Genomic DNA, 12,732 nt, shown 5'->3' with positions numbered 1-12,732 from the left:
ACTCACCTGAGTACAATCCTATTGAGAAAACATGGGCTCATATCAAAAAGCACCTCAAAAAGGTATTACCAAGTTGTAATACTTTTTTCGAGGCTCTTTTGTCTTATTCTTGTTTCAGTTGACTATAAATTGTATTTCAGGCTATCTAAAAAGTTCTGCAACTAAAAAATTTGAAAAATACAATGATAGTGTTTTTGAAATAATAGGCTATCTTTCAGATTGGGGGAGTTGCTGTAGTCTTGAATCTTTCTAAAACTTCTCAAATCTTAATAGATACTTTTAAAAGTGGTTTAGATAGCCACTTTTTGCTATAATAGAGGCAGTATAAACAAAGGAGAAAGCAATGGAACACTCATCCTGGCATGCTTTGATTAAAGAGCAATTACCTGAGGGTTATTTTGGGAAAATCAATCACTTTATGGAGCAAGTCTATGCTCAGGGAACTGTTTATCCGCCAAAGGAAAAGGTTTTTCAGGCTCTTTTGTCGACTCCTCTGGAAGAGGTTAAAGTGGTAATTCTAGGCCAAGATCCTTATCATGGACCTGGTCAAGCTCAGGGCTTGAGTTTTTCAGTTCCAGATTCTATTCCAGCACCTCCTTCTTTGCAAAATATTTTAAAAGAACTTGCGGATGATATTGGGGTAAAACAGTCTCATGACTTGACCTCTTGGGCGGAGCAGGGTGTTTTGCTTCTCAATGCTTGCTTGACTGTCCCTGCTGGGCAGGCTAATGGTCATGCTGGTCTGATTTGGGAGCCATTCACGGATGCAGTGATTAAGGTTGTCAATAATTTAGATAGACCTGTGGTTTTTGTACTCTGGGGTGCTTATGCACGTAAGAAGAAGTTCTTGGTTAAAAATCCTCAGCACTTGATTATCGAATCAGCCCACCCAAGTCCTCTTTCTGTTTACAGAGGATTTTGGGGCTCCAAGCCTTTTTCCAAGGCCGATGCATTCTTAAAAGAAACAGGACAAGAGCCAATCGATTGGCTTAGATAAGGAGAGAATATGCCTCAGTTAGCGACAATTTGCTACATTGATAATGGAAAAGAATTACTCATGCTTCATCGCAATAAAAAGCCTAATGATGTCCATGAAGGAAAATGGATCGGTGTAGGTGGAAAGTTAGAGCGTGGAGAAACTCCACAAGAATGTGCTGCTCGTGAGATTTTAGAAGAAACTGGTCTAAAAGCAAAACCAGTATTAAAAGGAGTTATCACCTTTCCAGAGTTTACACCGGACTTGGACTGGTACACCTACGTCTTTAAGGTAACAGAGTTTGAGGGTGAATTGATTGACTGTAACGAAGGGACCTTAGAATGGGTTCCTTACGATGAAGTTTTAAGCAAACCGACCTGGGAAGGTGACCATACCTTTGTCGAGTGGCTTCTAGAAGATAAGCCTTTCTTTTCAGCAAAGTTTGTTTATGATGGTGATAAGTTATTGGATACCCAAGTGGATTTCTACGAATAAAGGAGTATTGTTATGTTAGTAATCAAAAACGGCCGTGTGATGGATCCAAAGTCTGGTTTGGATCAAGTTTGTGATGTTTTGATTGATGATGGGAAAATTGTTAGAATCGCTCCTGAAATCCAGGTTGAAGGAGCTCAAGTGATCGATGCAACTGGTCTTGTAGTTGCACCTGGATTGGTGGATATCCATGTCCATTTCCGTGAACCTGGTCAGACTCATAAAGAAGACATTCATACAGGAGCACTAGCAGCAGCTGCAGGTGGTTTTACGACAGTCGTAATGATGGCTAATACCAATCCAACTATCTCAGATGTTGAGACTTTGCAAGAAGTTCTTCAATCTGCAGCCAAGGAAAAAATTAACGTTAAGTCTGTAGCAACGATTACCAAAAACTTTAATGGCCAAGATTTGACAGATTTTAAGGCGCTTTTAGAAGCTGGTGCTGTTGGTTTTTCTGATGACGGAATTCCTCTTGAAAGTAGTAAAGTTGTTAAGGAAGCCATGGAAAAGGCTAAAAAACTCGACACCTTTATCAGTTTGCACGAAGAAGATCCTGGTTTAAATGGTACACTTGGTTTTAACGAAAATATCGCTAAAGAGCATTTTCATATCTGCGGTGCAACAGGAGTTGCAGAATACGCTATGATTGCTCGTGATGCCATGATTGCCTATGCAACTAAGGCTCATGTTCATATTCAGCATTTGTCAAAAGAAGAAAGTGTAAAAGTTGTGGAGTTTGCTCAAAATATGGGAGCAAACGTAACTGCAGAAGTAGCACCCCAGCATTTTTCTAAGACTGAAGCTCTGCTTTTGACTAAAGGAAGTAACGCTAAGATGAATCCACCTCTTCGTTTGGAGTCTGATCGTCGCGCCGTCATTGAAGGTTTAAAATCTGGAGTCATTTCTGTCATTGCTACTGACCACGCGCCTCACCATGCTGACGAAAAAAATGTTGAGGATATTACCAAAGCGCCATCGGGAATGACAGGTTTGGAAACATCCTTGTCACTTGGTTTGACCTACTTGGTTGAAGCTGGCGAGTTGAGTTTAATGCAATTGCTAGAAAAAATGACCTACAATCCAGCAAAACTGTATAATTTTGAAGCAGGTTATCTAACTGAAAATGGTCCAGCTGATATTACAATTTTTGATGATAAAGCTGACCGAATCGTTGACACACATTTTGCTTCTAAAGCAGCTAATTCACCATTCATTGGTGAACAATTAAAAGGGCAGGTCAAATATACTATCTGTAAGGGACAAATCGTTTATCAAGCAGATTAGGAGCTTGAGGATGAATTATTTTCGTAAACTTAGAAATCGTAAACGAAATGCTTGCCATGGAGTATATTGTCCAGCCGCTAACCGTACTAAAATTCAGTATGAAACCAAGGAAAAAGCTGACCATGCTGTAGAGTATGATAATGGTGGCTTGGTTAGAAGCTATTATTGCGCCTCATGTAATTGTTGGCACACGACATCAAAAGCTAGTAATCCACCCTTGAGCTTGAGAAAATACGGCTTAAAGCTTTTTGGCTTGGATGAAAAGGAGTAGAAAGAGTAGGTATGCATACAACAGAAACAATTAAAGACAAAATCATCTTATTTTTAAAAATTTTCTTTCCTATTTTAATTTATCAATTCGCTAATTTTTCTGCATCTTTTGTCGATACCACGATGACAGGGCAATATAATACACTGGATCTAGCGGGTGTTTCCATTGCGACTAGTTTGTGGAATCCTTTCTTTACCTTCCTGACAGGGATTGTCTCAGCCTTGGTCCCTATTATTGGCCACCATTTGGGACAAGGAAAAAAGAAAGAAGTTTCTTCGGATTTTTATCAATTTCTTTATTTGGCTTTAGCCTTATCTATCGTACTTTTTGGCTTGGTTTTCTTTTTAGCACCAATTGTCTTACAATTCATGGGGCTGGAAGTGGCTGTATCCAGTGTTGCCATACGTTATCTGTGGCTCCTAGCCATTGGTATTATTCCTCTCTTACTCTTTAGCGTTATCCGTTCATTACTGGATGCGCTTGGGTTAACAAGGTTGTCCATGTATTTGATGCTTTTATTACTCCCTCTAAATAGTGGTTTTAACTATTTATTGATTTATGGTGCCTTTGGTTTTCCTGAGTTGGGAGGAGCTGGAGCGGGACTTGGGACCTCTATGGCTTATTGGGCCTTGTTGGGTATATCTATACTAGTCCTTCTTAAACAAGAAAAATTAAAAGAACTACATTTAGAAAACCGACTACCTTTAGACAGGAATAAAATAAAAGAAGCGATAAAACTGGGGTTACCTATTGGTGGAACTGTATTTGCAGAAGTTGCTATTTTTTCAGCAGTGGGATTGATTATGGCAAAGTTTTCATCCTTGATAATAGCAAGCCATCAATCTGCCATGAACTTTTCATCTCTCATGTACGCCTTTCCTATGAGCATTTCAACAGCGATGGCTATTGTTGTTTCTTATGAAGTTGGTGCTAAACGTCAAGAAGATGCTAAGAAATATATAAAAATCGGACGTCTATCTGCTATGGCATTTGCGATTTTAACACTTTCCTTTTTATATATTTTTAGAGAAAATGTTGCTAGTCTGTATGGCCATGATTCGGAGTTCATCCAATTAACTGCTAGTTTTATGACTTATAGCTTGTTTTTCCAATTAGCTGATACATTTGCAGCACCATTACAAGGTATATTACGTGGTTATAAAGACACAGTCATCCCTTTCTATCTGGGACTCTTGGGATACTGGGGAGTGGCTATACCTCTAGGGTTGTTCCTAGATTATTCAACAGATCTCGATGCCTATTCCTACTGGATAGGTCTAATCGTTAGTTTAGTAGTCAGCGGAATACTCTATCAATGGCGTTTACAAGTTATTATGAAAAGATTCAAATAATTTGTTGAAAATACCCTTGAAAACCAGATTGTGAAATAGTTGTTTTAGGTAAAGAAAAGTCTTGATTTCATTGGCTTTTCTTTTTTTATATTGTGAAAAATTATCAAGCATAATCTTTGACTCTAGTTAACCTATAAGTTAGAATAGAACTATAAGAAATTAAACTTAGAAAGGCAAGATTATGTCAACTTTAGATAAAAATCTTTTGCTTGAGATGTTCCGTAAGATGGAAGAGATTCGTCGTATGGACTTAAAAATTGCTCAATTAGTAAAAAAAGGAAAAGTGCCCGGTATGACGCACTTTTCTGTTGGTGAGGAAGCTGCTAACGTTGGGGCTATGTTAGCTCTAAACGAAGACGACCTCATAACATCGAACCACCGTGGTCACGGACAAGCCATTGCTAAAGGAATCGACCTTAATGGTATGATGGCTGAAATCCTTGGTAAGTATACTGGAACTTGTAAAGGTAAAGGTGGATCAATGCACATCGCCGACCTTGATGCTGGTAACCTTGGTGCCAACGGTATTGTAGGTGGTGGTATGGGGATTGCAGTAGGTGCTGCCCTTACTCAACAAATGAAAAACACTGGTAAAATCGTTGTCTGCTTCTTTGGTGACGGTGCAACAAACGAAGGTGTCTTCCACGAAGCGGTGAATATGGCGTCAATCTGGAATCTTCCAGTAATTTTCTACTGTATCAATAACGGTTATGGAATCTCTGCTGATATTAAGAAAATGACAAATGTCAAGCATATCCATGAGCGTAGTGCTGCTTACGGTATTCCTGGAATGTTTATCGAAGACGGTAACAATGTTATCGATGTCTACGAAGGATTTAAGAAAGCAGTTGACCATGTTCGTTCTGGTAAAGGTCCTGTCTTGATCGAAAGTGTAACCTACCGTTGGCTTGGTCACTCATCATCAGACCCTGGTAAATATCGTACACGTGAAGAAGTCGATGAGTGGAAAGAAAAAGATCCAATCGAAAACCTTCGCAAGTACCTTGTTGAGAATAAAATTGCTAGTGCAGAAGAACTTGAAGAAATTCAGGCTCAAGTTAAGGAAGCAGTGGAAGCATCTGTTAAGTTTGCAGAAGAAAGTCCATTCCCTCCACTAGAATCAGCTTTTGAAGATATTTACGCAGACTAAGGAGAAGTAGAGAAATATGGAAACAAAATTAATGTCTTTCCGCGATACCATTATCCTTGCAATGTCTGAGGAAATGCGTCGCGACGAAAATGTACTCTTGATGGGTGAAGATGTCGGTGTCTTTGGTGGAGACTTTGGTACATCTGTAGGTATGCTAGAAGAATTTGGACCAGAACGTGTTCGTGACTGTCCGATTTCCGAAGCAGCTATTTCTGGAGCAGCTGCTGGTGCTGCTATGACTGGACTTCGCCCAATCGTTGACATGACTTTCATGGACTTTTCTGTTATTGCCATGGATAATATCGTCAACCAAGCAGCTAAAACTCGTTACATGTTTGGTGGTAAAGGTCAAGTGCCTATTACAATCCGCTGTGCCGCTGGTAACGGAGTAGGTTCTGCAGCACAACACTCACAATCCTTGGAATCTTGGTTTACTCATATCCCAGGATTGAAGGTTGTAGCTCCAGGTACACCAGCTGATATGAAGGGACTTCTTAAGTCTTCTATCCGTGACAACAACCCTGTTATCATTCTTGAATACAAATCAGAATTTAACCAAAAAGGTGAAGTTCCTGTTGATCCAGACTATACTATCCCACTTGGTGTCGGAGAAATCAAACGTGAAGGAACTGATGTAACTGTAGTAACATACGGTAAAATGCTTCGTCGTGTCATGCAAGCAGCTGAAGAATTGGCTGAAGAAGGCATCTCAGTAGAAGTAGTAGACCCACGTACTTTGGTTCCACTTGATAAAGACCTCATCATTAACTCAGTTAAGAAGACTGGAAAAGTAGTTCTTGTCAACGATGCCCACAAGACAAGTGGTTTTATCGGTGAAATTTCAGCTATTATCTCAGAATCAGAAGCATTCGATTATTTAGATGCACCTATTCGCCGTTGTGCAGGTGAGGATGTACCAATGCCTTATGCACAAAATCTTGAAAATGCAATGATTCCAACAGTTGAAAGCATCAAAGATGCAATCCGTAAAACTTACAATAAAGAATAATACATAATATAAATTATGTAATAATTAATAAATCAGACGAAGAAACTTTGTATCTATTGATGCAAAGTTCTCTGCGTACTTGATATCTTAGATTAGAGCACGGGCTAAAAGCTTGGAAAAAAGATAAATCTCCTTGACTTCACCGAAGTCTGCGTTGATTTCCTATTTTTCGGTCGCTTTTAAACGCCCTTAGTATCATGTAATTGAATTCGGACGGAGGTCTGTGAAAAAAAGATAGATTTCCTTGTGTTCATCGAACACATCGTCAATCTCCTATTTTTTCATTGCCCTCTTCGTCCTTAATATCTTAGTATAGAATAGGAGAGGTCATGGCTGATGATAAGCTAAGAGCGACTCCTGCGGCTAGAAAATTAGCAGATGATTTAGGGATAAATCTCTACGACATTTCTGGCTCAGGCGCAAACGGTCGTGTCCACAAAGAAGACGTGGAAACATATAAAGACACTAACGTGGTTCGCATTTCACCACTCGCAAAACGAATTGCACTAGAGCATAATATTGCTTGGCAAGAAATTCAAGGAACAGGTCATCGTGGTAAAATCATGAAGAAGGATGTTTTAGCCTTTCTTCCTGAAAATATCGAAAACGATACGATTAAATCACCTGCTCAAATTGAGAAAGTGGAAGAAGTTCCAGATAACGTAACACCTTATGGTGAAATCGAACGTATTCCGATGACTCCTATGCGTAAGGTTATTGCACAACGTATGGTTGAATCATATTTAACTGCACCAACCTTTACGCTTAACTACGATGTAGATATGTCTGAAATGCTTGCCCTTCGTAAGAAAGTTCTTGATCCGATTATGGAAGCAACAGGTAAGAAAATCACTGTTACAGATTTGCTTTCACTTGCGGTTGTTAAGACACTGATGAAACATCCATATATCAACGCTTCATTGACAGAAGATGGTAAGACAATCATTACTCACAATTACGTCAACCTTGCGATGGCGGTTGGTATGGATAATGGTCTTATGACACCAGTTGTCTACAATGCTGAAAAGATGACCTTGTCTGAATTGGTTGTTGCATTTAAAGATGTCATCGGACGTACTTTGGATGGTAAACTAGCTCCTAGCGAATTGCAAAATTCAACCTTCACCATCAGTAACTTGGGAATGTTTGGTGTTCAATCATTTGGTCCTATCATCAACCAACCGAACTCAGCAATCCTCGGGGTTAGCTCAACAGTTGAAAAACCGGTTGTAGTAAATGGTGAAATCGTGATTCGTCCAATTATGAGTCTTGGATTGACAATTGACCACCGTGTCGTAGATGGTATGGCTGGTGCTAAGTTTATGAAAGACTTGAAAGCTTTGATTGAAAACCCAATCTCAATGTTGGTTTAAGTATTTATTTTAGAAATATAGATAAAGGAAGTAAGATATGGCCTTAGAAGTAATTATGCCAAAAGCCGGCGTGGATATGACAGAAGGACAAATCGTCCAATGGAATAAGAAAGTCGGAGAATTTGTAAAAGAAGGAGAAATCCTTTTGGAAATCATGACTGACAAAGTCAGCATGGAATTGGAAGCAGAAGAAGACGGATACTTAATCGCAATCCTTAAAGGTGATGGAGAAACTGTCCCTGTTACTGAAGTTATCGGTTATCTTGGTGAAGAAGGGGAAAATATTCCTACAGCTGGAGCAGCTGCACCAGAAGCTAGCCCAGCACCTGCAGCAAGCGCCTCAAACGATGATGGTAAGAGCGATGATGCTTACGACATCGTTGTTATCGGTGGTGGACCTGCTGGTTATGTATCTGCCATCAAAGCGGCTCAATTGGGTGGTAAGGTTGCTCTTGTTGAGAAATCTGAACTTGGTGGAACATGCTTGAACCGCGGATGTATCCCAACTAAGACTTACCTCCATAACGCTGAAATTATTGAAAATATTGGTCACGCTGCAAATCGTGGTATCGTGATTGAAAATCCTAACTTCACTGTTGATATGGAAAAACTATTAGAAACTAAATCTAAAGTTGTTAATACTCTTGTTGGTGGTGTTGCAGGATTACTTCGTAGCTATGGAGTTGATGTTCATAAAGGTATCGGTACTATTACTAAAGATAAGAATGTCTTGGTAAATGGTTCTGAATTGCTTGAAACTAAGAAGATCATCCTTGCTGGTGGTTCAAAAGTAAGCAAAATCAACGTTCCTGGTATGGAATCATCTCTTGTGATGACTAGTGATGATATCCTTGAAATGAACGAAGTACCAGAAAGCCTTGTGATCATCGGTGGTGGAGTTGTCGGTATCGAACTTGGACAAGCCTTCATGACCTTCGGTTCAAAAGTAACTGTAATCGAAATGATGGATCGTATCGTTCCAGCTATGGATGCTGAAGTATCTAAGAACCTTCGTTTAATCCTTGAACGTAAAGGTATGACAATCTTGACAGACACTAAACTTCAAGAAATCATTGAAGAAGATGGCAAACTTCGTATCAAGGTTGAAGGAAAAGATGATATCATTGCTAACAAAGCTCTTCTATCAATCGGACGTGTTCCAGACCTTGAAGGTATCGGTGAAGTCGAGTTTGAATTAGAACGTGGTCGTATCAAAGTTAACGAATACATGGAAACTTCTGTTCCAGGTATCTACGCACCAGGTGATATCAACGGTACTAAGATGTTGGCTCACGCTGCCTTCCGTATGGGTGAAGTTGCGGCTGAAAATGCGCTTAAAGGAAACCACGCTGTTGCCAAATTGAACTTGACTCCTGCAGCTATTTATACACTTCCTGAAGTAGCAGCTGTTGGTTTGACTGAAGAACAAGCTCGTGAAAAATACGATGTTCAAATTGGTAAATTTAACTTTGCTGCAAACGGACGTGCCATTGCATCAGACGCTGCTCAAGGATTTGTTAAAGTCATTGCAGACAAGAAATATGGTGAAATCCTTGGTGTTCATATCATTGGTCCTGCTGCTGCAGAGTTGATCAACGAAGCGTCAAGTATCATCGAAATGGAAATCACTGTTGAAGAAATGCTTAAGACAATCCACGGTCACCCAACATACTCTGAAGTTATGTACGAAGCATTTGCTGATGTTCTTGGAATGGCTATCCATTCACCTAAGAAAAAATAAAAATAGATAGACTAGACTGGAATTATTTTCCAGTCTCTATCGTATTAGAAGGTATCTTATGAAATATATTATCAATCATTCAAACGACACTGCCTTTAATATTGCTTTAGAGGAATATGCTTTTAAACACCTTTTGGACGAGGATCAAATTTTCCTGCTTTGGATTAACAAACCATCTATCATTGTAGGTCGTCACCAAAATACCATCGAAGAGATCAACCGTGATTACGTTCGTGAACACGAAATTGAAGTAGTACGTCGTATCAGTGGTGGTGGGGCTGTTTACCATGATTTGAACAACCTTAACTATACCATCATTTCAAAAGAAGATGAAAACAAGGCCTTTGACTTCAAGAGCTTCTCTACTCCGGTTATCAATACCTTGGCTGAACTTGGTGTTAAAGCTGAATTTACAGGCCGTAACGACTTAGAAATAGACGGTAAGAAATTCTGTGGGAATGCACAAGCCTATATCAATGGACGCATCATGCACCATGGTTGTCTTCTCTTTGACGTGGATTTGTCTGTCCTTGCTAATGCACTCAAAGTTTCTAAAGACAAGTTCGAATCAAAAGGGGTTAAATCAGTCCGTGCTCGAGTAACTAATATTATCGATGAATTGCCAGAAAAGATCACTGTTGAAGAGTTCCGTGACTTGCTTTTGGAATACATGAAAAAAGAATACCCTGAGATGACTGAGTATGTATTCTCAGATGAAGAATTGGCTGAAATCAATCGAATCAAAGAAACTAAGTTTGGAACTTGGGACTGGAACTATGGCAAATCACCTGAATACAATGTCCGTCGTGGAACTAAATTCCCAAGCGGTAAGGTTGAAATCTTTGCTAATGTTATTGAATCAAAAATTCAAGACATCAAGATTTACGGTGACTTTTTCGGTATCGAAGATGTTGCAGCAGTAGAAGACGTTCTTCGTGGTGTCAAATACGAACGTGAAGATGTCCTCAAAGCACTTCAAACCATTAACTTAGGCCGTTACTTCGCAGGAATTACTGCTGAAGAAATTGCTGAAGCAGTTGTTGAATAAAATCAAAAGAGATCCATGTAATATGGATTTCTTTTTTGTTTAAACTTGATATTAAAATTTGATGGGAGTATAATATAGTGGAAATTTAAAATAATTAGGAAAAAGTAAATAATGATAAAGATTCCAATTGAAAATCTCGGACTATTTGAACAGTTAGATCGTACTGTGGTAGCTTTTTTTAAAAACCAAGAATCTACAAATCCTTACGATTTGAATATTAGTATCACACAAGAACACTTCGATAAGAAAAGACAAGAGTTAGAGCCTTTAGGTTTTCAAGCTGTCCAAATCCCTCTGGGAATGGCCTTAGACAATGTTATTCAGCAAGCACATTTTAAAGCCCTAATTATTGGAGGTCTTGCTCCTGAGGAAATCATCGTAAGCAAAGAAGAATTACTGCCGATGAAAGACATTGTTGATAGTTTTTGCATTATGTACGCTGCAGCCAATAACCGTCTTGAAAATAGTAAAGCTTATGAGTTAATGAAAGATAAAACGGTCTACTTTATTGGAAAACTTCTTACTGACAATCCTGAAAAAGGTGATGAAATTGCTTATATGGGTATTGAACGTAAAGCAAGTGATGGTACGCCATATGAAGCTGTTAAATGTTTTTTAACGAAGGAAAGTGCTGAGAATTACAATAGTGAAAGCAGACCGATCAGTCCTGTGAATCTGGCTTATCTAAAGTCATTTTGGGGAAAGCCAGTCATAATTGAGCCACACAGAAATTATTGGATTGAATTTTTATAGAATAATAAAAGAGCGTAAGATTTCATATAAAAATCTACGCTCTTTTTCTAACATAAAAATAGTTTACATAATTTCCGTTATGTAATATCACAAACTATCCAGGGCATTTTTCTGTTCATCATTAACAATATGCGTATACAAGTCGGTAACTTGTGTGCTGGCATGTCCCAGCTGGTGACTGACCAGAACCTGTGATTTGGTTGCATCATATAGACGCGTTGCCAATGTATGGCGTAATTTATGGGGTGTCACGCGAACTTTGAAGTCTTCCGAATACTTAGCCACCATCTTTTCAACACTAGAAGCATCAATTCGGTTTGGAACACCTCGATACAAGGTCAGAAATAGGGCTGTATCAGTCTTTTCTGTCTTGTAACGTTTGTCTCGAATTTCAAGATATTGCTCCAGATAAGGCTTCGCAAAGGCAGCAACATTGACAGAGTCTCGTTTTCCACCTTTTCGAGTGACGTCAATCACCATCATCTTAAGATTGAGGTCACGAAGGTCTAGGTTAACGGCTTCAGAGAGACGGACACCAGAGGCGAGAAGGAGTGCTATAATGGCTAAATCTCGCTCTTTATTCTTATTAAAGGAAGATAGGGCACGATTTGAGAGAGTTTTTGGGTATTCCTCATCGATATAATTCAAAAACCCCTCTGTTTCATCTCCTAAAAAGAGCTTTTGCTTGATATTTTCGGCTCGAGCAGCCAAAGTTTCTTTCTTTTTCTTGGTAGCAACTTTCTTCATAACATTACGGTAGAAATATGGTTCGCCTTGCTCGTTTTCAACCTCCTCAGTCAAGTACTTATAAAGACTAGAAAGCGCTGATAAAGTACGGTTGATGGTTGTTTGGGAGACACCATTCTTTGTCGTATTAGCATTGAGCAAAGGACGCTCCCGTAAGTAAAGAATAAAAGATTCCATGTCTTTCTTGGTCATGTTCTCAAGAACATCCAAAGGAATATTTGCCATAGTATCAGCATCCGATATACCAGATTCCAAAACCCAGGTGAAAAATCGATCGTATTCCTTTAAATATTCGTACAAGGTCGTAAAACTGTAGGGAACAGCCAATTTTGATTGATAGTATTCCAGAACATACCAGGGCATGACTTGTTTAAGTTTATCAATACGTTCTAATAAGATCTCGCGTTTCATGTTTTTCTCCAAATCTTTCTATACTAGTAGTATAGCATAGCTAGATATATATTTCAAGAAAATTATAGTTTTTCGGAAAGATGTTATAGGGGACATATTGGAATGCAAGATTCAATCACAAA

At 39.0% G+C, this 12,732-nt stretch carries 12 protein-coding genes and 1 pseudogene; 12 read left to right on the top strand and 1 reads right to left on the bottom strand.

The genetic code is table 11. The annotated features are described in order from the left end of the window. The 12 genes and pseudogenes from QM911_RS05205 to QM911_RS05150 all read left to right on the top strand — a co-directional run. A pseudogene (locus tag QM911_RS05205) lies at nucleotides 1-122 on the top strand (IS630 family transposase); the annotation flags it as partial. Nucleotides 123-343: 221 nt separating this feature from the next. After that, a complete protein-coding gene (locus tag QM911_RS05200) occupies nucleotides 344-997 on the top strand; it encodes a uracil-DNA glycosylase (RefSeq protein ID WP_414313328.1) in 654 nt (217 codons plus the stop codon). A 9-nt stretch (nucleotides 998-1,006) separates the two neighbouring features. Then, entirely contained in the window at nucleotides 1,007-1,471 is a 465-nt protein-coding gene (locus QM911_RS05195; RefSeq protein ID WP_001135775.1) for an NUDIX hydrolase, read from the top strand. Between the two features lie 12 nt (nucleotides 1,472-1,483). Further along, nucleotides 1,484-2,755: a dihydroorotase gene (locus QM911_RS05190; protein WP_414313327.1), complete on the top strand. Its 1,272-nt coding sequence runs from the start codon at nucleotides 1,484-1,486 to the stop codon at nucleotides 2,753-2,755. 10 nt (nucleotides 2,756-2,765) lie between these two features. After that, complete coding sequence (locus QM911_RS05185; protein WP_414313326.1) at nucleotides 2,766-3,026, top strand: hypothetical protein; 261 nt, start codon at nucleotides 2,766-2,768, stop codon at nucleotides 3,024-3,026. Between the two features lie 11 nt (nucleotides 3,027-3,037). Further along, nucleotides 3,038-4,378, top strand: a complete 1,341-nt coding sequence (locus QM911_RS05180) for an MATE family efflux transporter (protein WP_414313325.1) — start codon at nucleotides 3,038-3,040, stop codon at nucleotides 4,376-4,378. A gap of 181 nt (nucleotides 4,379-4,559) precedes the next feature. Next, a complete protein-coding gene (locus tag QM911_RS05175; RefSeq protein ID WP_036757432.1) occupies nucleotides 4,560-5,528 on the top strand; it encodes a thiamine pyrophosphate-dependent dehydrogenase E1 component subunit alpha in 969 nt (322 codons plus the stop codon). A 16-nt stretch (nucleotides 5,529-5,544) separates the two neighbouring features. After that, entirely contained in the window at nucleotides 5,545-6,537 is a 993-nt protein-coding gene (locus tag QM911_RS05170; RefSeq protein ID WP_414313324.1) for an alpha-ketoacid dehydrogenase subunit beta, read from the top strand. 329 nt (nucleotides 6,538-6,866) lie between these two features. Beyond that, a complete protein-coding gene (locus tag QM911_RS05165; protein ID WP_414313323.1) occupies nucleotides 6,867-7,910 on the top strand; it encodes a dihydrolipoamide acetyltransferase in 1,044 nt (347 codons plus the stop codon). 37 nt (nucleotides 7,911-7,947) lie between these two features. Continuing rightward, complete coding sequence (gene lpdA / locus QM911_RS05160) at nucleotides 7,948-9,651, top strand: dihydrolipoyl dehydrogenase (protein WP_414313322.1); 1,704 nt, start codon at nucleotides 7,948-7,950, stop codon at nucleotides 9,649-9,651. Nucleotides 9,652-9,709: 58 nt separating this feature from the next. Next, a complete protein-coding gene (locus QM911_RS05155; protein ID WP_414313321.1) occupies nucleotides 9,710-10,699 on the top strand; it encodes a lipoate--protein ligase in 990 nt (329 codons plus the stop codon). 111 nt (nucleotides 10,700-10,810) lie between these two features. Then, nucleotides 10,811-11,452 (top strand): hypothetical protein, encoded by a 642-nt coding sequence (locus QM911_RS05150; protein WP_414313320.1) that lies wholly within the window; start codon nucleotides 10,811-10,813, stop codon nucleotides 11,450-11,452. 87 nt (nucleotides 11,453-11,539) lie between these two features. On the opposite strand, the gene xerS is transcribed toward QM911_RS05150, so the two are convergent. Beyond that, nucleotides 11,540-12,610: a tyrosine recombinase XerS gene (gene xerS, locus QM911_RS05145; RefSeq protein ID WP_414313319.1), complete on the bottom strand. Its 1,071-nt coding sequence runs from the start codon at nucleotides 12,608-12,610 to the stop codon at nucleotides 11,540-11,542. Nucleotides 12,611-12,732 lie beyond the last annotated feature (122 nt).

The organism is Streptococcus infantis (genome assembly GCF_047460825.1).
GTDB classification, from domain to species: Bacteria; Bacillota; Bacilli; order Lactobacillales; family Streptococcaceae; genus Streptococcus; species Streptococcus infantis_V.
This window is presented reverse-complemented; position numbering and strand designations above follow the sequence as displayed.